Here is a 21,778-nt window from a genome sequence, read left to right as displayed (position 1 = left end):
GGTTCAGGTTCCTCCGGCCGGTCCGGCGCATTCGCGCGCCACCTGCACATCGTCGAACGGCAGGACGCGCATGGCGTCGCCCCGGCCCACGATCTGCCCCTGTTCGTGCCCCTTGCCGGCGACCAGCACGATGTCGTCCCCCGTCGCCTCCGCAATCGCGGCGGCGATCGCGGCGCGGCGACCGCCGATCTCGCGCGCACCGGCGGTGCAGCCGGCCATGACCGCCTTGCGGATGTCCGCCGGGTCTTCCCCGCGCGGATTGTCATCGGTGACGATGACGAGATCGGAGCCGGCGCAGGCGGCGCGGCCCATTTCCGGGCGCTTGCCGCCATCGCGATCCCCGCCCGCGCCGAACACGGTGATGAGGCGGCCCTTCACGTGCGGGCGCAGCGCGGCGATGGCCGCCTCGATCGCATCGGGGGTGTGCGCGTAATCGACATAGACCGGTGCGCCGGCACGGCTGATCGCAGCGCGTTCCAGCCGCCCGCGCACCGGCTGGAGCCGGCCGAGCGCCTCGAACGTGCGGTCCGCATCGCCGCCGGTGGCCAGCACCAGCCCAGCCGAAACCAGCGCGTTGGCGGCCTGGTAGGCACCGATCAGTGGCAGGTTGACCTTGCGCGTACGCCGCTGGCCTTCGGCGCCGTGTTCGATCTCCAGCGTCTGCCCGAGCTGGGTGGGCGTACGCGACAGCAGGCGGATGCCATCGCCCTTCGCGCCGACCGTCAGCAGGTTAAGCCCGCGCGCCGCCGCATGGGCCACGGCCTTGGCGGACCAGGCATCGTCGTCCGCCCAGATCACCGCCGTCCCGTCATCGGCCACGACATCGTCGAACAGGCGCATCTTGGCGGCGAAGTAATCGTCCATCGTCGCGTGGTAATCGAGATGGTCGCGGCTGAGGTTGGTGAAGGCCCCGGCAACGACGCGCAGGCCCTCGTTCCGATACTGCGACAGGCCATGGCTCGACGCTTCGTAGGCGACATGCGTCACCCCTTCGCGCGCCAGGCCGGTCATGTTCGCAAGGAACGTGACGATATCGGGCGTGGTGAGCCCGGTGGAGACGGATTCGTCCGCCGTGGTCACGCCCAGCGTGCCGATCGAGGCGGCCGAATAGCCCGCCATGCGCCAGAGCTGCCGCGTCATCTCGACCGTGGAGGTCTTGCCGTTGGTGCCGGTGACGGCGACCACGGTTTCGGGAACGGGCGTGAAGAAGCGCGCAGCGAGCCGGGCAAAGGCGCGGCGCGGCTGCGCGTCGGCGATATGGACCGCGCCCCGCACGACCGCTTCGGGCCGGGCGACGACGGCGACGGCGCCCGCCGCCACGGCATCGGCGATGAAATCCTCGCCATTGAAGCGCGCGCCGGTGAAGGCGCCGAACACGGTGCCGGGCGCGACCTTGCGGTGATCGATGGCGAAGCCGGTAACGTCGCCGTCCGCACCGTCCGGCAGGGCGAAGCCCGCTTCGTGCGCGATGATCCCTAGCTTCATTCCCCGTCTCCGTTGGCGACCAGCGGTGACAGGTCGGTAATATCGACATCGCGGCTGGCATCGGGCACGACGCCCAGCAGCGGGCCGATGCGCGGCACGACCCGGCCGACGATCGGCGCGGCATTCCACGCCGCCGTGCGCTGCCCGGACGTGGCCACAGTGCCCTGCGGTTCATCGAGCATCGCGATCACGACATAGCGCGGCTTGTCCATCGGGAACGCCGCCGCGAAGGTGGCGACCAGCGAGGTCCGCCGATAGCCGCCAGCACCGGGCTTCTCCGCCGACCCGGTCTTGCCGCCGACGCGGAAGCCCGAGGCATCGGCCTTCCGGCCCGTGCCGTCCACCACGATCATGCGCAGCAGTTGCCGGATGCGCGCGCTGGTGGACGCTTTGAACACGCGCCGCCCCGGCGGCACGCGCGCCGGATCGACCTTGTAGAGCGTGGCCGGGCGCCAGATGCCGCCGTTGACGAGCGCGGCATAGGCGCTGGCGAGATGGAGCGGGGTCACCGCGATGCCGTGGCCGTAGCTGACGGTCATCGTGGTGATCCGCGCCCAGTCCCCCTTGGCATCGGTTCCCCGGGGCCAGAGAGGGAAGCCCCGCGCAGGCAGTTCAATCGTGGGCCGCTCGTTCATGCCGAGCTGCATCATGGTGCGACGAAGGGCTGGTCCGCCGAGCTTGTCGGCGATCTGCGCGGTGACAATGTTGGACGAATGGACCAGCGCTTCGGGCACGTTCAGCGACGGGCCGAAGTTGTGGCTATCGTGAATGGTGAATCCGCCGATGTTGAGTGGCCCGGTGGGATAGCGCACCGAGAGATCGGTGATGACCCCGGCGTCGATCGCGGCGGCGACGGTGATCGGCTTGAAGGTAGAGCCGAGTTCATAGACCTGGTTCGACACGCGGTTGAACACAAGATCGTTGAACACGCGATCGCTGCGGTTCGGATTGAACGAGGGCAGCGAGGCGAGCGCGATCACTTCGCCCGTATCGACATCGAGGACGATGCCGGCCGCTCCCTTGGCGTTGCTTTCCAGCATGCCGCGGCCGAGTTCGTCTTCCAGCGCGCCTTGCGCGCGCGCATCGATCGACAGCGCCACGGGATTCGCCCGCTGCGCGGGATCGAGCAGGCGCGGTTCCAGCACCTGCTCCATGCCGACGTGGCCCTTGCCCTCGCGATCGACGAAACCGAGCACGTTCGCGGCGAGCGAGCCTTGCGGATAGTACCGCTGGTTCTCGCGCGGGAATTCCAGCGCGGGTTCGCCCAGCGCAAAGACGTGGTTGGCCTCTTCGGGCAGAACCCGCTTGCGCAGGTAGCTCGGCTTGTCGGACTTCAGACGGCGGACGAGATCGTCGTAATCCGCATCGGGAAAGATCTGGACCAGCGCGCTCGCCACTTCCTCGGGCGTCTTGACCAGCGGGCTGCCGCCCTTTTCGCCGAACGCCTTGGGATTGTACCACAGCGAATAGGACGGAAACGCCCGCGCCAGCGCGACGCCGTTGCGATCGGTGATCTCGCCGCGTTCGGGCACCAGCGCATCGGCCATCGAGCGCCGGTCGGGGCTGCCTTCGAACAGGCCGATCTGGACGACGCGCATGAGCGCCGTGGCCGTCAGGAACACGAAAGCGAGCAGGATGATCAGCGCGCGTTTTTTCGCCGTCAGCAGCGCGCTCTGGCGGACATTGGCCAGCTGGACCCGGCCCGATGCGATCGCGGCGGATGCGGTTAGCGCGTTCACCTGCTGATCCTGCCCTCCTTGCGCGCCGTCACCGAGCGGGGCTTGCCAGCGGCGCTCGCCGAACGCGAGGCGGAGGACTTCGCGGAGCCGGCCTTGTCCACAGTTTTGCCGTTGGCGGTCTTGGCCGCCTTCTTCTTCACGGCGGGCGCTGCGCCTTCGGCAGCGCGCGGACGGCCGACCGTGCCGAGCCGTTCACCCAGCGCGGCGGTGGCCGTGGCGTGATCGACATGCGCCGCCGGCGCGTCGGTCTGCGCGATCGCTTCTTCCGCCTGCGCCGACCTGCCGGTGAGCGGCGAGACCATCGCGGGGAACGCGGCCGAGGCGATCACGCTGTCATCGGCCGAGGCGACGCGGATCGGCGCGGGTGCATCCGGATCGGCCGGCTTGCTGAGCGAGGCGAGTTGCCGTTCGTTTTCAAGATACTGCCCGGCGGTGGGTGCGACATAGCCGAATTCAATGTCGTTCCACGACTTGAGCTGCTGCTGGTTGGCGCGCGTCTCGAATTCGGTTTCGAGGTACATCTTCTCCTGCTTGAGCGCGACGATGCGCTGCTCCGCGCGATGCACCTGGCTGCGCAGCGCGTTGACGCGGAACGACAGCGCCAGCACCACCGCGCCGCACAGCGCGAGCAGCACGACCCAGCCGATCGAACGCAAGCGGTTGGCGGTCACGATCATGCGGCGAGGCTCCCGGATGTGGCGCGCGCGGGCGCGGCGGTGCGAACCGCCCAGCGCAAGGTGGCGGAGCGGGCGCGCGGGTTGCGCGCCTCTTCGGCGGAGGTGGGGCGGATGGCGGACGAAGGCTTCTCGAACACCGGCTTCGCGATGCTGGCAAGCTGCGGCAGATGGCGCGATCCGGCGGGCATGGCGCCAGCCGCCTCGCGCAGGAACTGCTTGACGATGCGGTCTTCCAGGCTGTGGAAGCTGACCACGGCGAGCCGCCCGCCCTGCGCGAGCATCCGTTCCGCTCCGGCCAGCCCGGCGATGAGTTCGTCGAGTTCGCCGTTCACATGGATGCGGATCGCCTGGAAGCTGCGCGTGGCCGGGTCCTTGGGCGCGCCGGGGCGATGACCCAGCGCCTTGCGCACCACGGCGGCGAGCTGGCCAGTGGTTTCCAGCGGACGCGCCGCCACGATCGCACGCGCCACCCGGCGCGACTGGCGCTCCTCGCCATAGCGGTAGAGCACGTCGGCGATGGCCTGCTCGTCCGCCTCGTTGAGGAAATCGGCGGCGCTCGGCCCGTCCTGCGACATGCGCATGTCGAGCGGGCCGTCCGACGAGAAGGCGAAGCCGCGCGCGGCCTGATCGAGCTGCATCGAGCTGACGCCGATGTCGAAAACCACGCCCTGCACGCTGGCGACGCCGGCTTCGGCCAGCCCTTCGGCCAGTTCCGAGAACCGGCGCGGATGCAGCACCAGGCGCGGCGCATCGCCCTGCGCCTCGGGCCAGCGACGCCCGGCGGCAATCGCGTCGGGATCGCGATCGAAGGCATGGACGGTGGCGCCGGCGGCGAGCAGGCGGCGGGTATAACCGCCCGCGCCGAACGTGGCATCGACGATCACGTCGCCCGGAGCGGGGGCGAGCGCTTCCACCACTTCATCGAGCAGCACGGGAACGTGCGGGCCGAAGCCCGTTGCGGGAGACACCGTGGGCGCGGTCACTTGCGCTTCCCCTTGGCCATGTCCGCCATCTTGGCGCGGCAGCCGGCTTGCGCCGCTTCCCAGCCCGGCCCCATGTCGAGCAGGATGCGGGGATTCCAGATGGTGATCTGGGTGCCGCCACCCTGGAAGAACAGGCCGTCCTCCACCTGGCCAAGTTCGGCGAGGTGGTCGGGCAGGACGAAGCGGCCGGAATCGTCGAAGCTGGCGCGGTGGAAGCCGTAAAGCTGCGCGGCGCGCATGTCGCGATCGAAGTCAAGGCCGAGGCGAAGCGCCTTGTCCTCTTCGCGGTCGATGTCGGCGGCGAACTGTTCGCTGCGGGAAAGGCCGAAGCCGACCAGGCAGGGCAGGCGGTGATGCTTGTCGATGCAGAGGATGCGCTGACCGTCAGACGCGTCGCGGACATCGGCGCGGAAATCGGAGGGCAGGACGAAGCGACCCTTTTCGCCGCGCGGCGAAAAGCCCTGTCCCACGTAATTTGACGGCCCTCCCGCCACGCCGAATACCCCGCTCGAAGACGAAAGGCTCCACCCCCGGCCCACGCTCGCGCGCAAGCCGGCCGATCCCCCGCGGATACGGCCTGGAGTTCATCCCGATGGACCATCATTAACCGGGGACATCACGGGCGGAAAGGGGAAAATGCGGGAAATTACGTCCAGAACCTGAATCCCAAGCACTTTTTCCACACGCTTCATCGCAATGTTGCACGTTGTACTTGATTTGTTTCTATCTGGAAACGCCCAAAAAATGCGGGACTCGTGCGACTCCGCACCTAAGCCCCTCCGCCTTTCCCGTATTTTCCCGTGGAGTCGCCGGCTCAGCCCGCGAACGCGTCTTCCAGCAACGAATCCAGCGCCGCCGCGCGCTTTCCGTCGGCGCCGGAGGGTTCGAACAGCGCGGCATCGGCCACGATGAGCGCACGGCCCCGCCCGATCCGGCAGCGCGCGACCAGCCCTTCGCGCACGATCGCGCATCGCGCGTCATGCCCGCCCGGGCGCGGCGCGAGCTGCCCGGGCAGATTGACGGGAAGCGCAGCGCCCGCGCTTTCCCGCGCCGCGTCATGCTCGCCCGCCGGCTGATCCTCGTCAAAGCGCAGTTCCAGCCCCCAGCGCGCGAGGATCGGCGAAAGCAGCACGATGTCCTGCGGGCGGCGGCGATCGCCCAGCGCATAGGTGCTGTCCGCCGTGAGCATCGGATCGGCGAACAGCAGCAGACGCCCCCCCGCCCGCACCCAGTCATCCAGCGCGACATTCTCCTGCGGCGCGAGCGGACGGGGTTGCGCCAGCAGCAGGAAGCGCGCGTCCAGCGGCGGGGCCAGCAGCGTATCGCGCGCGACGAGCGTGTAGTGTGCTTCCAGCGCGCGGCGCGCCCAGTGCGGCGGTGCATCGGCGCGCAGCATGGCGGCCAGGTCCGGCGTTTCGTTCCACAGGATCGGCAGGCTGGTGAACAGCATCAGGCGCGGACGCTCCTGCGCGGAGACCGCGCGCGAGCCGCTGGATTTCCACGCCACACCCGCGCCCACCACCAGCGCGCAGACCAGCAGCGCCGCACCGAAGCGCCACCGGCGCGATACAGCCATGCGCGCGACGGAAATCAGTGCTGGGGCGCGGCGGCGGGCGCCGTCTTGTCGGCCGGACGGTTGGCCGCGGGCAGTTCCGGCGTCACACCCATGTCGACCAGCGGATCGTTCGCCGGCGTGGTGCTGGCCGATGCGGACGCGTCGGGATCGGCCACGGCCGAAGCATCGGCCATGTAGGCGCGATCGAGAATGACGTTGGCCAGACCGACGAGCAGCAACATCGCCGCCAGCCCGAACAGCCCGATCTGGAGCCGGTGGACCACTTGCGCGCGCAGTTCGCGCGGAGTGGGCGGAACGTGGTGAATGGGCGCCTTCGCCATGCCGCCCGCCTGCGCCGCGCCATGGCCCGCGCCCGGCACGGATTGCGCGGCGCGGCCGGATCGACGCGAAGGGAAGCCGAAAAGAGCCATCCCGGGCAGATTATCCTATTGTTGCAGCCATGGAAATACCGGCAGATTCTTGGCCTTCAGCCATTCCGGGTTGTAGAGCGAGGACAGGTAGCGGAAGCCGGTATCGCACAGGATCGTGGCCACGCGCGGGTGCGGCCGCCCTTCCGCCACCAGCTTGCGCCCCAGCGCCACCGCGCCGGCCACGTTGATCCCGCTCGACAGGCCAAGGCACAGCCCCTCCTCGGCCAGCAAGCGGCTGACCCACAGCAGGCCTTCCTCGTCCGCGATGCGGAACTGGGTATCGATCGGCGCGCCTTCGAGGTTGGCGGTGATGCGCCCCTGCCCGATCCCTTCGGCCACCGACGATCCTTCGGCCTTCAACTCGCCGCAGGCGTAGTAGTTGTAAAGCGCCGCGCCGTGCGGATCGGTGAGCGCGATCGTGATGTCCTCATCGAACGCCTTGAGGCCCAGACTGGTGCCGGCGATCGTGCCGCCTGTGCCCGCCGCGCAGGTAAAGCCGTCAATGCGGTGCTCCATCTGCTCCCAGATTTCGGGCGCGGTGCTTTCGATGTGCGCGCGGCGGTTGGCGATATTGTCGAACTGGTTGGCCCAGATCGCGCCTTCGGTCTCCTCGGCGATGCGGCGCGAGGTGTGGACGAAGTGGCCGGGATTGGAAAACGGCGCGGCGGGAACGAGCACGAGTTCGGCGCGCAGCGCGCGCAGCGTGTCCATCTTCTCGCGCGATTGCGTTTCGGGCATGACGATCACGGTCTTGTAGCCGAGCGCGTTGGCGACGAGCGCGAGGCCGATGCCGGTGTTGCCCGCCGTGCCTTCGACGATCGTGCCGCCGGGCTGGAGCAGGCCCTTCTCCTCGGCATCGCGCACGATCCACAGTGCGGCCCGGTCCTTCACCGACGCGCCGGGGTTGGCGAATTCGCACTTGCCGAAGATGTCGCACCCCGCTTCCTCGCTTGGCCCCTTAAGCCGAACGAGCGGGGTGTTGCCGATGAGCGAAAGCGTGTCGGGAAGAAGGACGGGTACGGTCATGGTCAAGGAGTTAGGCGGCCCGTGTGCGTTCCGCAATCCGTTTGCGGCTTGGTCCGCGACAAATCCCGCTTTCGACCGATCGTTCCGGACCGCTTTACTCCCGGCCGGCGCGGATGGCCGCGCCCCCGGCGAAGGGCGCGATGGCCAGCGCGGCCAAGCTTGTCGCGGCGAGCAGGAGCAGGCCACCCTCCCCACCCGGCTGGAGCGAGCCCGCGCCGAAGATCAGCAGCGGCACCGCCAACGGGATCGCCAGCAGTCCCCCCAGCGCCGCACCCGCGCGCAGGCCGGCGGTAAGCGCGGCGATGGTCACGCCGATCGCGGCCAGCCCCGGCGTGCCCAGCAGCAGCCCCAGTTCGACCGCGCGCAACTGCCCCGCATCGAGCGAGAGCAGACCGGCGGAAAGCGGCGCGGCCAGCAGCAGCGGCACCCCGAAGCTGATCCAGTGCGCGACGATCCGCACCAGCAGCAGCGCCTCTTCGGCAATGCCGCGCAAGGCCCATTGATCGAAGAAGCCCGCCTCGAGGTCCGGTTCCACGAGGCGGTCGAGCGGGAGGATCGCGGCGAGCAACGCCGCCACCCAGATCACGCCCGCGCCGGTGCGGCCGAGCAGCCGCGCGTCCGGACCCACCGCAAAGGGAAACAGCATGGCGACCGCGAGGAAGAACAGCAGCGGCAGCACCGCCCCGCCCCGCCCCTGCGCGCCGCGCAGCAGCAGCGCCAGATCGCGCGTGAAGATGGGCCAGAGACGCGCGATCACGCGACGTACTCACGCAGCGCCAGTTCCCGCACCCCGGCGAGTGCGAGCGGCTGGTGCGAGGCGATCACCACCGCGCCGCCGCCGGCAAGATGCGCGGCGATGCGCTCCTGCGCCACGGCGGCCCATTGCGTGTCCAGCCCGTTGAGCGGTTCGTCGAGCAGCCAGATCGCGGCCTGGCTGGCGGCAACGCGGGCCAGCGCCGCGCGCTTGCGCTGGCCGGTGGACAAGTAGCGCACGGGCACGTCGAGCAGGTCTTCAAGGCCGAAATCCGCGCCCTCGCCCCCGCTGCCGTCGATCCGTCGCCAGAACGCCAGCGCCGCGCCCAACGGCTGGTGCCCGTCGAGCGCGAGCCGTTCGTCCGACAGCGCCAGCGTACCCTCGCGCTCTACCGCGCCGGCGAAGGGGCGCAACAGCCCCGCAAGGATGCGGATCAGGCTGGACTTGCCGATGCCGTTCGGCCCGGCAAGGTGCAGCGCCTCGCCGCCCCGCATCGAAAACGACAGCCCCTTGAACAGCAACCGGTCGCCGCGCCGGCAGGCGATGTCACGGGCGACGAGATGGCAGGCTTGCATGGACCGGCTCGATAGGGGAAAGCGCGGCAACTGCCAAGGAGAGCCAGATGTCGATTGCCCGCCTGACCGACGCCGAACGCGACGAAGCCCTGGCCCGCCTGCCCGGCTGGGCGCTGCGCGAAGACGGACTCGCCATCGTCAAGACGTTCCGCTTCGCCGATTTCGCCCAAGCCTTCGGCTTCATGGCGCGCGTGGCGATCCATGCCGAAAAGGCGGATCACCACCCCGAATGGTTCAACGTGTACAACCGCGTGGAAATCACGCTGACCACGCACGACGCCGGCGGCCTGAGCACGCGCGACGTGGCGCTGGCGACGATGATCGAGACGTTCGTCTAGGATTCGGACGCCCTCGCCTTGCATCGTCATGGCGAGGGGCGAAGCCCCGCGGCCATCCAGAGCGGTACGCGGGACTCTGGATTGCTTCGCTACGCTCGCAACGACGAAAGGCAGGGCTTAACCCAAGGCATCACTCACCCCCCCAGCGGACGCAGGCTCGCCCGGCCCTGCTTGCGCACGCGGCCGGGCAGCCAGCGCGCGCCGAAGGCCAGCTTGCGCGCGGTGGGGCCGACGAGGGTATGCAGCGTCTGGCCGTGGATGGCCGACCATGCCGCATCCGCCACTTGCGAAACCGGGGTGATTTCCAGCCCGGCTTCCTTGACACGGCCGCGAATATCCTCGTTCGAGGCCCGGTTCGGTGCGTGATCGAGCAATGGCGTATCGATGAAGCCGGGCATCAGATCGCGGACCTCGATGCCGTCGGGCGCCCATTCGGCATCGAGCGATTCGGTCAGCCCGCGCACTCCGAACTTGGTGGCGGTATAGACCGAGGCGCCGGGCGTGCCATAGATGCCGGCCGCGCTGGCGGTGTTGAGCAGGCAGCTTCCCGGCGCGCTCCGCTTGAGCCAGGGATAGGCGGCCTGCGCCCCGAAGATCACGCCCTTGAGATTGATGTCGAGCGTGCGCTCGACCTCGTCCACGCCCAGGTCGGCGAGCTGCCCGCCGATGGGGATGCCGGCATTGTTGAACACCACGTCGATACCGCCCCCGGCGGCGCGCGCGAAATCGGCCAGCGCCGCATCCCACGCAGCGCGATCGCGCACGTCGAGCTTGTGGATCGAACTGGCACCCGACGGCAGGAGCGCGGCGGTTTCCGCCATGCCCGCCTCGTTGATATCGGCGATACCCACGAACCAGCCTTCGCGCCCGAACCGCTGCGCCACGGCGCGGCCGATGCCCGATGCGCCGCCGGTGATGAAGATTGCCTTGCGTGCCATGAATGCCCAAGCCCCTCCGTATTTGGCCGTTCAAATTGCGTTGTTATGCGCAACTCATCCTACAGCGGCGGCGAACTTACAAGATGCGAGCGGTCAGAGCGCGGGGTTGTTGTAGCAGTGCCATGTGAAGATCGCCGCCGCGCCGCGATGGGGGCGCCAGTCCTCGGCCAGGGCGCGGGTGCTTTTTTCGTCGGGCCGCTCCTCCAGCCCCAGCAGCTTGCCCAGGCCCACCTGCACCGCGAGGTCGCCCGCCGGCCAGATGTCGGGGCGCCCTTCGGCGAACAGCAGGTAGATTTCGGCGGACCAGCGGCCGATACCCTTGATCCGCACGAGTTCGGCGATCGCTTCCTCGTCATCCGCCGGCAGGTTTTCGAGATCGAGCGCGCCGGACACCACCAGTTCGCACAACGACCGGGCATAGCCCTGCTTCTGGCGCGACAGGCCGCAGGCACGCAGCGCGTCGAAATCGGCGGCGAGCAGATCGTGCGGCGGCATGTCATCGCCCAGCAAGGCCTCCAGCTTCGCCCAGACCGAGGCCGCCGCCGACACGCTGACCTGCTGGCCGACGATGGTGCGCAGCAAGGTGCGGTAGCCGGTGGCGCGGATGCGCGGCTCCGGATAGCCGACGCGGCCGAGCGCGGTGGCGATGCGTGGCGAACGCGCAGCGATGTGATCGAGCCCGGTGGCAATGGCATCGGCAGTCAAACCCATCGGGCGCTCTCCATCCTTTCGCGCAGACCGGCTTGCCAAAGCCGGGGGCACTCATTAGCAGCCGCTTCCAAACGGGAACAGGGGGGCGGATTCCGTCCCTGAACGGAGACGCAAGCGATGCCCAAGATTGTCGTTGTCAATCGTGCTGGTGAAGAAAAGACCGTGGACGCCGACGCCGGCCTTTCGGTGATGGAAGCGATCCGCGACAACGGTTTCGACGAACTGCTGGCGCTGTGCGGCGGCTGCTGCTCGTGCGCGACTTGCCACGTCTATGTCGACCCCGCCTTCGCCGGCAAGATCGCGCCGATGAGCGAAGACGAGAACGACCTGCTCGACAGCTCGGACCACCGCAACGACCAGTCGCGCCTGTCCTGCCAGATCCAGATCACCGGCGAACTGGAAGGCCTGAAGATCACCATCGCGCCGGAAGACTGAGCACAAGGCCCTTCCCGTCATCCCCGCCTCTGTCATCCCAGCGCAAGCTGGGATGACGGGGGAGCTGGCAACGTTTGGGTGGACGTTGGGGGCCACCTTGTCTCGTCATTGCGAGCGCCAGCGAAGCAATCCAGATCCGCGCACGCTACCCTGGATTGCTTCGGAGGCTGCGCCCGTCGCAATGACGAAGTGCGTGCGTTGAAGCTCTTGGACTCTACAGGCGCAGCCCCGCCGTCTCGTCGATGCCGGCGATCAGGTTGAGGCTTTGCACCGCCGCGCCGCTGGCGCCCTTGCCGAGATTGTCGAGCCGCGCCACCAGCCGCGCCTGCGCGCCGTCGGCGCTGGCGATGACGTGCAGTTCCAGGCCGTCCCACGGCTCCATCGATCCGCGCATCAGCAGTTCGCCGTCGGCCGGCGGCTCCTGCGCCACCGTGATGATGGGCGAGCCAGCGTAGAACTGGGTCAGCGCCGCGCGCAGCAGGTCGGGTGCGGGGTTGCCGGGGATGATCGACAGCGGCAGCGGCACTTCCACGATCATGCCGCGATGCGCCGGCACCACCGCCGGGCTGAACAGCGGCGCGATGGCGAGGTGCGCGTATTGCTGCATCTCCGGCACGTGCTTGTGCCCGAAGGTGAGGCCATAGCCGCGCCAGGCGATGTCGCGGTCCTGTTCGAACCGGGCGATCAGCGCCTTGCCGCCGCCCGAATAGCCGGACACTGCGTTGCAACTATAGGGCCAAGCCGCCGGCAGCAGGCCGGCGCGCACCAGCGGCGCGACCAGCGCGATGAAGCCAGTGGGGTAGCAGCCCGGATTGGAAATGCGCTTTGCGTTCGCCACCGCTTCGCGCCCGACGATCTCGGGCAAGCCATAAGTCCACCCTTCGGCCACGCGGTGCGCGGTGGAGGCGTCGATCACGCGGGTGCGGTCGTTGGCAATCATCGCCACCGCCGCCTTCGCGGCGTCATCGGGCAGGCACAGGATCACGACATCGGCGGCGTTGATCGCTTCGGCCCGCGCGGCATCGTCCTTGCGGCGCGCCTCGTCCAGCGCGATCAGGGTGAATTCGGGCCGGTCGGCCAGCCGGTCGGCGATCTCGAGGCCGGTCGTGCCCGCGGCGCCATCGATGAAGACGGAGGTGGTCACGCGCCCGGCTCCGCCAGCGCGGCCAGCGGCACGTAGCCGACCAACCCGTCCACGCCGACCTGCCCCCAGGCCCAGCCGCCCGCCATGTCGAGCACGCTGAACACGGTGCCCGCATCCAGCGCCGCCATGACATCGGCATCGTCACGCCCGGCGCGGCGCAGCTCAGTTCCGCCCGCCGCGATCACGCGCGGCATCGGCACCGAATAGTGCGGCACGAAAACCTTTCCGGCCAGACGGATGTGCGCCAGATCGCCTCGCACCGGGATATGGTCCGCTTCCAGGCGCGGCACCGGGCCTGACAGCGCGAGCTGTTCGGCGGGCACGGCATCGCCCGAAAGGGCGGACTGGTCGATCAAGGCGGACTCGATGGTCAATTCGGCATGTCCCCGGAAGCGGAAAAGCGCGCGCTTATACGGCCCGGCCCCCTCATTCAAGGGCTGGCCCTTCCGCTCCGGTCCGTCGGACGCGCTACGCCGGCTGGCCATAGCGGTCGAGCAGCAGGCCCCAGGCCGCGCGCAGGCCCAGCGCCTCGCCCCCCTTGGGCCGCCCCGGCTTAGCCGCCGGACGCCAAGCGAAGGTATCGAAATGCACCCAGTCTATCCCTTCGCCCACGAAGCGGTCGAGGAACAGCGCGGCGACGCTTGACCCGGCGAAGCCGTTGGCGTGGCTGTTCATGATGTCGGCCACGTCGGACTTCAGATACTCGCGGTAGCCGTCGTGCAGCGGCAGGCGCCAGCATGGATCGTCGCGCTCCAGCCCGGCGCGCAGCAGGGCGTCGGCGGTGCCGTCTTGCCGCGCGAACATGGCGGGCAGGTCCGGCCCCAGCGCGACGCGGGCGGCGCCGGTCAGCGTGGCGAAATCGATCACGAGTTCGGGCTTGTCCTCGCTGGCGCGCGCCAGCGCATCGCCCAGCACCAGCCGCCCTTCCGCATCGGTGTTGGTGATCTCCACGCTCATCCCCTGCCGCGTGCGAAGGATGTCTCCGGGGCGGAAGGCATTGCCGGAAATCGCATTTTCCACTGCCGGAACAAGCAGATGCAGGTTGATCTTCAGCCCTGCCTGCATGACCAGGCCCGCCAGCGCCAGCGCGTGCGCGGCTCCGCCCATGTCCTTCTTCATCAGCGCCATGCCCGAGGACGGCTTGATGTCCAGCCCACCTGAATCGAAGCACACGCCCTTGCCCACCACGGCGACGCGCGGATGCTTGGGATCGCCCCAGACCAGTTCGATCAGGCGCGGGGCATGGCTGCGCGCGGCGGCGCGGCCGACGGCGTGGACCATCGGGTAATCGCGCTCCAGCACATCGCCCGCGAAGACGTGGATCTGCGCGTGATGCGCCTTGGCGAGCGCCCGCGCCTCGGCTTCCAGCTGCGCCGGCCCCATGTCCTCGGCCGGCGTGTTGACGAGATCGCGCACCATGGTGACCGCGGCCGCTTCGGCCAGCGCCGGGTCGATCGCCTTGGCATCCTTGGTCAGCAGCACGCGCGGTTCGCCACCCGTGGCGTCCTTGCGGTAGCGGTCGAAGCGGTATTGACCGGTGACCCAGCCGTGCAGCGCCTTGCCGGCCTCCCCCTCGGCCAGCCGGTAGGTGCCGCCGGGCAGGGTTTCGGTAAGTTTCGCCAGGCACCAGCTGGTGAGCGCGGCGCCATCGGTGACTCCGCCGGCCGCGAACCAGCCATCGCCATCGGGCAGGATCGCGACGTCCCCCGCCGCGCCTTCGAACTTCTGCGCAGCCAGGATCGCGCGCTGGCCGGGAGTGCGCGCCTTCTGCCATGCGGCGAAGGACGCCTTGTCGACCAGGTGGAGTGCAGTGGCGGCCTGTCCCCGGTCAGGTTGGATCAATGTGGGCTGGTTCAAGGGCGTGCGGTCGTTCATGTTGCGGCGGACCTTGCCGCAGCCGTGCGGCAAGCGCGAGAGGAAATTGCGATGAAGCACCCGGTTGCCGTTTCGATCACGACCCTGACCATCGCCCCAGTCCTGTTCGGCGCGATGCTGGCGACGGGCGCGTGCAGCAAGCCGGCGCCGGCCACGCAGCCGGCTGCGGCGGCATCCCAGTCGCACGCGCTGACCGCTCCCCCGACGCCGCCCGCCCCGCCCCAGCCGGTGCCGGGCGTGGCGCGCAAGGTTTCGGAAAACAACGATCTCTACGAGTTCGACTATGCCTATCCGGCGGCGGCCGGCGCGATCCCGGCGCTGCGCGACCAGCTCGACAAGGACCTGATCGCGAAGAAGCAGGGTCTGGTCAACGAAGCCAGCGACGACCGCAAGGAAGCCAAGGCGAACAACTATCCCTTCCACGCCCATTCGCTTTCGCTCGACTGGCAGGTCGTGACCGACCTGCCCGGCTGGCTGAGCCTGTCGACGATCGTGGGCAGCTATTCGGGCGGCGCGCACCCGAACTACGTCTATGACACGGTTTTGTGGGACAAGGCCGCCGGTCAGCGCCGTGGCGTGGCAGACCTGTTCACCTCGAAAGCCGCGCTGTCGCAGGCGATCCGCCAGCCGTTCTGCGCCGAGCTGAATCGCCAGCGCGCGAAGAAGCGTGGCGAACCGGTGCCCGCGAACAGCGATTCCGAATTCGACGCCTGCATCGATCCGGTGGGCGAGACGGTGATCCTGGGGTCGGCCGGCAAGCAGGGGTTCGACAGCATCGGCGTGCTGGTGGCGCCATACGATGCCGGCCCCTATGCCGAAGGATCGTATGAAGTAACGGTGCCGGTGACGAGCGCGGTGCTTGCCGCGGTGAAGCCGGAATACCGCGCCGCATTCAGAACGCGATGATCTCGCATTTTCGCGGGACACGCGCTATATAGCCGGCATGACCCAGTATGTGATCGCAGACGATACCGAAGTCCTCCCGCGCGACGGGACCATCAAGCTCCATGGCCCGGCCGGGTTCGAGGGCATGCGCAAGGCCGGCCGCCTTGCCGCCGAAATCCTCGACGCGCTGGCTCCGCTGGTCCAGCCCGGCGTGACCACGGCTGCGCTGGACGACGTGGTGCGGCAGATGACGCTGGACGCCGGCGCCGTGCCCGCCACGATGGGCTATCGCGGCTATGCGCATTCGTGCTGCATCTCGATCAACCATGTCGTGTGTCACGGCATCCCTTCGGACAAGCCGCTGAAGGACGGCGATATCGTCAATATCGACGTGACCCCGCTGCTGGATGGCTGGCACGGCGATTCCAGCCGCATGTACCTGGTCGGCGACGTGCCGCTGAAGGCGCGGCGGCTGGTGGACGTGACCTACGAATGCCTGATGATCGGCATCGAACACGCGAGGCCCGGCGCGCGGCTGGGCGATATCGGCGCGGCGATCCAGGCCCATGCCGAACGGCAGCGCTATGGCGTGGTTCGCGAATTCTGTGGGCACGGGCTGGGCCGCCTGTTCCACGATGCGCCGGAAGTGGTCCACGCGGGCCGCGCCGGCACCGGCCCCGAACTGCGCCCGGGCATGTTCTTCACGATCGAGCCGATGATCAACCTGGGCAAGCCGGGCGTGAAGATTCTCGACGACGGCTGGACGGCAGTGACGCGCGACCGTTCGCTTTCGGCGCAGTTCGAACATTCGATCGGCATCACCGAGGATGGCTGCGAGATTTTCACGGCCAGCCCAAAGGGACTGCACCGACCGCCCTATTCGGCCTGAAGGGCGCATCGGGCGGTCTGCCTGCCTGCTTTTTGAGCAGGGCTGCGCAAATTTTATGCATCTTTCGATCAACCGCGCGCAACTTGCAAAATGTTGTCCTCAGGCTGTCGATTCAATTCTTTCACCACCCCCCGATTTTCCCGCTTTCCCGCCCTGCGGCGATGGCCTAGTGCAATCAGACAGCGCGTGGCACGATTCTTGTTAGTACCGTGCCACAGGGACAACCGCCGGACTCTGGCGCGAACAAGGTCGCAGATCGTGTCGCTTGGAGTTTGGCCCGTGTTGCAGGGGTCTGAACGACGTGAAAAAGGTCGAGGCGATCATCAAGCCCTTCAAGCTCGATGAAGTGAAGGAAGCGCTCCACGAAATCGGCGTTTCGGGTATTACAGTCACGGAAGCCAAGGGTTTCGGGCGCCAGAAGGGCCATACCGAACTTTATCGCGGCGCCGAATACGTCGTGGACTTCCTGCCGAAAGTGAAGCTTGAAGTCGTGGTGGCCGATGCCCTGGTCGACCGGGTGGTGGAGGCGATCGCCGCCGCCGCGCAGACCGGCCGCATCGGCGATGGCAAGATTTTCGTGATTCCCGTGGAAGGCGTGCTGCGCATCCGCACCGGCGAACGCGATGACGCCGCCCTCTGACAGGGCGGGTTTATGACAGGTTTGTCCGCCTGCCCGGCGCCACGGAGCCGGGCGGGCGGGCTCCCTCTTGCAAGGCTGGCTCAGGGACCGTCGGCCTTCAAGAGACTATCACCCCGAATGCCCCGATGAGGGGGGCAAGAAGAAGGACCAGCGATGGCAAGTGCAAAGGACATCCTCGCCCGTATCAAGGACGAGGAAATCGAGTGGGTCGATCTCCGCTTCACCGATCCCAAGGGCAAGTGGCAGCACCTGACCATGGTTGCTTCCGTCCTGGGTGAAGACGAACTCGAAGACGGCCTGATGTTCGACGGTTCGTCGATCGAAGGCTGGAAGGCCATCAACGAATCCGACATGATCCTCAAGCCGGATCTCGACGCGGTTTACATCGATCCGTTCAGCGCGACGCCGATGATGATCCTGGTCTGCGACATCGTCGAACCCTCGACCGGCGAACTCTATGCCCGCGACCCGCGCTCAACCGCGAAGCGCGCCGAAGCTTTCGTCAAGTCCTCGGGCATCGGCGATACCGTCTATGTCGGCCCGGAAGCCGAATTCTTCGTGTTCGACGACGTGAAGTTCTACGACGGCTACAACGGCAACGGCTTCTCGATCGACGACATCGAACTGCCGACCAACTCGAACAAGGACTACGAAGGCGGCAACCTGGCGCACCGTCCGCGCGCCAAGGGCGGCTACTTCCCGGTCGCCCCGGTCGACAGCCTGGTCGACGTGCGTGGCGAAATGGTCTCGACCATGATCGAGATGGGCCTGCCCTGCGACAAGCACCACCACGAAGTGGCCTCGGCGCAGCACGAACTGGGCCTGACCTTCGGCACGCTCGTGACCACCGCCGACCGCATGCAGGTTTACAAGTACGTGGTGCAGCAGGTCGCGCACGCCTATGGCAAGACCGCCACGTTCATGCCGAAGCCGATCAAGACCGACAACGGCTCGGGCATGCACACCCACATCTCGATCTGGGACGCGGGCAAGCCCCTGTTTGCCGGCAACGGCTATGCCGGCCTGTCGGACATGTGCCTCTATTTCATCGGCGGCGTGATCAAGCACGCCAAGGCGCTGAACGCCTTCACCAACCCGACCACCAACAGCTACAAGCGCCTGGTGCCGGGCTATGAAGCGCCCGTGCTGCTCGCCTATTCGGCGCGCAACCGTTCGGCTTCGTGCCGCATCCCCTATGGCGCCGGTGACAAGGCCAAGCGCGTGGAATTCCGCTTCCCCGACGCGATGGCCAACCCCTACCTGTGCTACGCCGCGCTGCTCATGGCCGGTCTCGACGGGATCAAGAACAAGATCCACCCGGGCGAAGCCATGGACAAGAACCTCTACGATCTGCCGCCGGAAGAACTCGCCGCCGTGCCGACCGTCTGCGGTTCGCTGCGAGAAGCGCTGGACGCGCTGACCGCCGACCACGACTTCCTGATCCAGGGTGGCGTGTTCACCAAGGACCAGATCGAAGCCTACATCGAACTGAAGTGGCCGGAAGTGATGCGCTGGGAAACCACGCCATCGGCCGTCGAGTTCGACATGTACTACAGCGCCTGATCCGCGCCGCCCGCAAGGGACACGATCACCAAGGGGCGTCCGGACTTCGGTCCGGGCGCCTTTTGTTTTGGCGATTGTATCGCTTGCAAAGACGGAGCGCGGAAAGCCCACTCCGCTGCGACTAACACCGCCTGCGGCGGCGCAAGTCTCACTCCCCTCCCGCTTGCGGGAGGGGTCGGGGGTGGGAACGGCTCACTCCGCAGCACTGGCCTGCGCCGGCCATAACGCCTATCGGTGGTCCTATGACGCGCCAGTACGATCTCCGCCCCGCCTGCGCCCTGCGCATCCATTGCCCCGTGGCGGAACCGGTACTGGCCCGCCTGCTCGCTGGCGATCGGCAGGCGCTGGAGGACGACCCGGCGCTGGCCGCCATGCTCGCGATCGTGCGGGGTGACAATCCGCTGGGCGATTTCGGCCTCTATCGCGGCGTCATGGAGCTCTCGCCCGGCTGGGAGCTGTTCACGCCGACGGACACCGCCCGCCCCACGGCCGGCACCGCCGGGGAGAACGCGGTGTCATCCACCGTCATCCTGACCGTCCACCTGCCGCACGATGCGCCGCAGGATCGGATCGATGCCGCGATCGGCGCTATCCTGCGCGCCCATCCATGGGAAGTGCCGGTGATCGAGCTGACCGAAACCCGGCTGGTGACCCGCCCGCCCCAAGGCGGCTGAAGGCGGGCGCTTACCCGACGAGCCGTCGCGCGGCGCCACCCTCGGCATCGCGCGTCAGCAGCGCGAACGCCTCCTGGGGTGCAAGCGCCGCCCAGAACAGATGCCCCTGCACCAGCTCGCAGCCCGCCGCCTGGACGAGCTGGCGCTGGACGTCGGTTTCGACGCCTTCGGCCACGACCTTCATCCGCAGCGTATGGCCCAGCGAAACGATCGCGCAGAGGATCGAGTGGGCATCGACATCGCCTTCGACATTCTGCACGAACGAGCGGTCGATCTTGATCCGGTCGAACTGGAACGACCGCAGGTAGCTGAGGCTCGAATAGCCGATGCCGAAATCGTCGAGCGCGATGCGGAAGCCCATGCCGTTGAGTTCGCGCAGCACCGAGAAGACGTGCTCGCTGCGATCCAGCATCACGCCTTCGGTCACTTCCAGAACCACACGGCGCGGGTCCATGCCGGTTTCGGCCAGGATCGTGCGCAGGGTGACGAGGAAATCGCTGGCCATGATCTGCAAGGGCGAGAGGTTGACCGAGATGTCGCACGGCCAGGCCTGGCATTCGTTGAACACCCGCCGCAGCACCCAGTTGCCCAGCGGGATCATCAGGCCCGCCTGCTCCGCCACGGGCACGAACAGGCCCGGCCGGATTTCCCCGCGATCGGGGTGATACCAGCGCAGCAATGCCTCGAAGCCATGAATGCCGCCATCGGGCAGCCCGATGATCGGCTGGAACGCCACCGACAGTTCGTCGCGCGCGATGGCGCGGCGCAGTTCCATCTCCATTTCGCGCCGCAGCTTCAGGCTGGCGTCCATGTCGCGGGTGAAACGGCGGTAGCGCGCGCGGCCGCGCTGCTTGGCGCGATAGAGCGCGATATCGGCGCGGCGCAGCAGTTCGCCGGGATCCTCGCTCTGCTCCGGCCCCCAGCTGATCCCGCACGAGCAGGTGACTTCCAGCGTGTTGCCCGAAATCAGGAAGGGTTCGCGCATCAGGTCCATGATCTGCGTGCCCAGCTCGTCGGCCGTAGCGCGTCCGCCGGGCGATCGGCGCATCAGCACGAATTCGTCGCCCCCGAAGCGCGAGAGAAAATCGGTGGACGGCAAGGCCCGGCGCAGGCGCATGGCCACCTGCCGCACCAGCTCGTCGCCAACGTGATGGCCCAGCGTATCGTTGACGACCTTGAAGCTGTCGATATCAAGATAGGCGACGAACACGTCGCCCAGGCGCTGATCGTTGATGCAGGCCGAAAGTTCCTGCCGCAGCCGCTGCATGTAGTGCACGCGGTTGGGCAGGCCCGACATCGCGTCGTGCATCGCGTTGTGCTGGGCTTGCGCCTCGCTCGCCACCAGTTCGCGCGTGGTGCGCATGTGACGGCGCACGATCATCACGCCGCCAAGCAGAACCCCCACGAAGAACAGGATAAAGGCCGAAAGCAGGGGCGCGGTCCGCCGGATGATCGCTTCGCCGGGGCGCCGCGCCGCCCAATCGAGCCAGCTGATGATCTGGCCGTTGGGATCGGCGATCGGCGTACCGTTGCGCGCCCGGTCCGCGGCCGGCGGCGCATCGCTCACCCTCATATCGTCGAGCAGCACCGCGCGGCTGAGTTCATGCAGCAGGGTTTCGTCCATGGTGCGGACGAGCAGCACATAGTTGGGCGCGCGCCGCAGCAGGTCCACGCGCGAATCGGGTATGATCGCGGCGACGGTCATGATCGCCGGCCGCCCCTGGTAACGGGAAAATTCGTAAAGCCCGCGCTGCATCGGGTAGCCGCGCTTGTCGACCGGCCACTTGCCGTCCTCGAGCGTGATCCAGCGCGCGATGTCTCCATCGTCCCGGCTTTCGCCGCGCGTGCGCGCGATCAGCCGGGCGACGCGCGGTTGCAGGCCGGCATAGCGGTCGGCGGGCGCATCCTCGCCCCGCTCCCACCCGCGCACGAGCGAACCATCCGGCCGCACCAGGAAAACGTGATCGGCGCGCTGGCTGCCCCAGAAGAAATACCCGAGGTAGGTCCGCGACCACACCGGATCGTCGCCCAGCACCGCATGGCGCATGGCATCATCCCAGGTCTGCTGGAGCTTCTGCGCCGCGAGTATCCGTTTGGCCGCGCTGTCGAGATAGTGCGCGACTCGGACGCGTTCGTCGCTCTGCGCCAGTTCGTCGGCGATGCGAGTCGAGTTGCTGAACGAGGCCACCAGGGCCACCGACAACGCCAGCAAGGCGAGGAAAGTGGCCACGACAATCCAACTGGAGCGCAACACGCCCGCCGTGCGCCGCAGCGCCGTTGCCTGTGACAGATACCCAATCGCCATGCATCGGGACGGTAGAGGCCCTATCCGAACAAATGGTTAGCGCGCCACTATCCATCGCCAACGATTTTGCACGTCGGGACCGTTGCAATCGGCTACTCAAACTTGCAAATCTGCGATGGCCTTCCTAATTGTTCGTAAGACTAACTTTTTCAGCGG

Annotated in this window: 23 protein-coding genes; 7 read left to right on the top strand and 16 right to left on the bottom strand. The window is 67.9% G+C overall.

The features are described from left to right. Nucleotides 1-3: 3 nt before the first annotated feature. From FA702_RS15075 to ccmA, 10 genes are all read right to left on the bottom strand, one after another. Nucleotides 4-1,485, bottom strand: a complete 1,482-nt coding sequence (locus FA702_RS15075) for a UDP-N-acetylmuramoyl-L-alanyl-D-glutamate--2,6-diaminopimelate ligase (protein WP_136956782.1) — start codon at nucleotides 1,483-1,485, stop codon at nucleotides 4-6. Then, entirely contained in the window at nucleotides 1,482-3,224 is a 1,743-nt protein-coding gene (locus tag FA702_RS15070; RefSeq protein WP_136956781.1) for a penicillin-binding protein 2, read from the bottom strand. The genes FA702_RS15075 and FA702_RS15070 overlap by 4 nt, the downstream gene beginning before the upstream one ends. After that, nucleotides 3,221-3,901 carry a hypothetical protein gene (locus FA702_RS15065; protein WP_136956780.1) on the bottom strand — a complete coding sequence of 227 codons (681 nt, stop codon included), beginning with the start codon at nucleotides 3,899-3,901 and terminating at the stop codon, nucleotides 3,221-3,223. The genes FA702_RS15070 and FA702_RS15065 overlap by 4 nt, the downstream gene beginning before the upstream one ends. Beyond that, nucleotides 3,898-4,884 carry a 16S rRNA (cytosine(1402)-N(4))-methyltransferase RsmH gene (gene rsmH / locus FA702_RS15060; RefSeq protein ID WP_210417553.1) on the bottom strand — a complete coding sequence of 329 codons (987 nt, stop codon included), beginning with the start codon at nucleotides 4,882-4,884 and terminating at the stop codon, nucleotides 3,898-3,900. Before rsmH ends, FA702_RS15065 begins: the two co-directional genes overlap by 4 nt. Further along, nucleotides 4,881-5,354, bottom strand: a complete 474-nt coding sequence (locus FA702_RS15055) for a division/cell wall cluster transcriptional repressor MraZ (RefSeq protein WP_168196076.1) — start codon at nucleotides 5,352-5,354, stop codon at nucleotides 4,881-4,883. The genes rsmH and FA702_RS15055 overlap by 4 nt, the downstream gene beginning before the upstream one ends. Before the next feature lie 344 nt (nucleotides 5,355-5,698). After that, nucleotides 5,699-6,460: an ABC transporter gene (locus FA702_RS15050; RefSeq protein ID WP_136956778.1), complete on the bottom strand. Its 762-nt coding sequence runs from the start codon at nucleotides 6,458-6,460 to the stop codon at nucleotides 5,699-5,701. A 14-nt stretch (nucleotides 6,461-6,474) separates the two neighbouring features. Continuing rightward, nucleotides 6,475-6,870: a hypothetical protein gene (locus tag FA702_RS15045; RefSeq protein ID WP_125957133.1), complete on the bottom strand. Its 396-nt coding sequence runs from the start codon at nucleotides 6,868-6,870 to the stop codon at nucleotides 6,475-6,477. A 15-nt stretch (nucleotides 6,871-6,885) separates the two neighbouring features. Next, nucleotides 6,886-7,896, bottom strand: coding sequence for a cysteine synthase A (locus tag FA702_RS15040; protein ID WP_136956777.1), 1,011 nt, complete (start codon nucleotides 7,894-7,896; stop codon nucleotides 6,886-6,888). Nucleotides 7,897-7,990: 94 nt separating this feature from the next. After that, nucleotides 7,991-8,653, bottom strand: a complete 663-nt coding sequence (gene ccmB, locus FA702_RS15035; protein WP_136956776.1) for a heme exporter protein CcmB — start codon at nucleotides 8,651-8,653, stop codon at nucleotides 7,991-7,993. Next, nucleotides 8,650-9,225 (bottom strand): heme ABC exporter ATP-binding protein CcmA, encoded by a 576-nt coding sequence (ccmA, locus tag FA702_RS15030; RefSeq protein WP_136956775.1) that lies wholly within the window; start codon nucleotides 9,223-9,225, stop codon nucleotides 8,650-8,652. Before ccmA ends, ccmB begins: the two co-directional genes overlap by 4 nt. Nucleotides 9,226-9,272: 47 nt before the next feature. Between ccmA and FA702_RS15025 the strand changes: the two genes are divergently transcribed. Further along, nucleotides 9,273-9,563 (top strand): 4a-hydroxytetrahydrobiopterin dehydratase, encoded by a 291-nt coding sequence (locus tag FA702_RS15025; RefSeq protein WP_125957140.1) that lies wholly within the window; start codon nucleotides 9,273-9,275, stop codon nucleotides 9,561-9,563. A 134-nt stretch (nucleotides 9,564-9,697) separates the two neighbouring features. On the opposite strand, the gene FA702_RS15020 is transcribed toward FA702_RS15025, so the two are convergent. Then, on the bottom strand, nucleotides 9,698-10,501 hold the full coding sequence (locus tag FA702_RS15020) for an SDR family oxidoreductase (RefSeq protein ID WP_136956774.1): 804 nt from the start codon (nucleotides 10,499-10,501) through the stop codon (nucleotides 9,698-9,700). Nucleotides 10,502-10,594: 93 nt separating this feature from the next. Beyond that, complete coding sequence (locus FA702_RS15015; RefSeq protein WP_124809007.1) at nucleotides 10,595-11,212, bottom strand: DNA-3-methyladenine glycosylase; 618 nt, start codon at nucleotides 11,210-11,212, stop codon at nucleotides 10,595-10,597. A 117-nt stretch (nucleotides 11,213-11,329) separates the two neighbouring features. On the opposite strand from FA702_RS15015, the gene FA702_RS15010 reads away from it, so the two are divergent. Then, the gene (locus FA702_RS15010; RefSeq protein WP_124809006.1) at nucleotides 11,330-11,647 is read left to right on the top strand and encodes a 2Fe-2S iron-sulfur cluster-binding protein; all 318 of its coding nucleotides are present in this window, start codon (nucleotides 11,330-11,332) and stop codon (nucleotides 11,645-11,647) included. 214 nt (nucleotides 11,648-11,861) lie between these two features. Here the strand turns inward: FA702_RS15010 and argC are convergent, their stop codons facing one another. The 3 genes from argC to FA702_RS14995 form a co-directional block, all read right to left on the bottom strand. Next, on the bottom strand, nucleotides 11,862-12,791 hold the full coding sequence (gene argC, locus FA702_RS15005; RefSeq protein ID WP_136956773.1) for an N-acetyl-gamma-glutamyl-phosphate reductase: 930 nt from the start codon (nucleotides 12,789-12,791) through the stop codon (nucleotides 11,862-11,864). Next, complete coding sequence (locus FA702_RS15000; protein WP_370385478.1) at nucleotides 12,788-13,165, bottom strand: SH3 domain-containing protein; 378 nt, start codon at nucleotides 13,163-13,165, stop codon at nucleotides 12,788-12,790. Before FA702_RS15000 ends, argC begins: the two co-directional genes overlap by 4 nt. A gap of 94 nt (nucleotides 13,166-13,259) precedes the next feature. Next, on the bottom strand, nucleotides 13,260-14,666 hold the full coding sequence (locus FA702_RS14995; protein WP_136957457.1) for a M17 family metallopeptidase: 1,407 nt from the start codon (nucleotides 14,664-14,666) through the stop codon (nucleotides 13,260-13,262). A gap of 51 nt (nucleotides 14,667-14,717) precedes the next feature. Here FA702_RS14995 and FA702_RS14990 point away from each other — a divergent pair, with 51 nt between their 5' ends. From FA702_RS14990 to FA702_RS14970, 5 genes are all read left to right on the top strand, one after another. Beyond that, nucleotides 14,718-15,572, top strand: coding sequence for a PdaC/SigV domain-containing protein (locus FA702_RS14990; protein WP_168196074.1), 855 nt, complete (start codon nucleotides 14,718-14,720; stop codon nucleotides 15,570-15,572). 37 nt (nucleotides 15,573-15,609) lie between these two features. Beyond that, nucleotides 15,610-16,440, top strand: a complete 831-nt coding sequence (gene map / locus FA702_RS14985) for a type I methionyl aminopeptidase (RefSeq protein WP_136956772.1) — start codon at nucleotides 15,610-15,612, stop codon at nucleotides 16,438-16,440. Nucleotides 16,441-16,741: 301 nt separating this feature from the next. Further along, nucleotides 16,742-17,080, top strand: a complete 339-nt coding sequence (locus tag FA702_RS14980) for a P-II family nitrogen regulator (protein WP_124809003.1) — start codon at nucleotides 16,742-16,744, stop codon at nucleotides 17,078-17,080. Nucleotides 17,081-17,233: 153 nt separating this feature from the next. Continuing rightward, complete coding sequence (gene glnA / locus FA702_RS14975; protein ID WP_136956771.1) at nucleotides 17,234-18,643, top strand: type I glutamate--ammonia ligase; 1,410 nt, start codon at nucleotides 17,234-17,236, stop codon at nucleotides 18,641-18,643. 242 nt (nucleotides 18,644-18,885) lie between these two features. Then, complete coding sequence (locus FA702_RS14970; protein WP_136956770.1) at nucleotides 18,886-19,317, top strand: hypothetical protein; 432 nt, start codon at nucleotides 18,886-18,888, stop codon at nucleotides 19,315-19,317. Between the two features lie 10 nt (nucleotides 19,318-19,327). Here the strand turns inward: FA702_RS14970 and FA702_RS14965 are convergent, their stop codons facing one another. Next, nucleotides 19,328-21,622 carry a bifunctional diguanylate cyclase/phosphodiesterase gene (locus tag FA702_RS14965; protein WP_136956769.1) on the bottom strand — a complete coding sequence of 765 codons (2,295 nt, stop codon included), beginning with the start codon at nucleotides 21,620-21,622 and terminating at the stop codon, nucleotides 19,328-19,330. Between the last annotated feature and the right edge of the window lie 156 nt (nucleotides 21,623-21,778).

This window comes from Novosphingobium sp. EMRT-2 (assembly GCF_005145025.1).
Lineage (GTDB): Bacteria > Pseudomonadota > Alphaproteobacteria > Sphingomonadales > Sphingomonadaceae > Novosphingobium.
The sequence above is the reverse complement of the archived record's forward strand: the minus strand, read 5'-3'. Positions and strand labels throughout refer to the sequence as shown.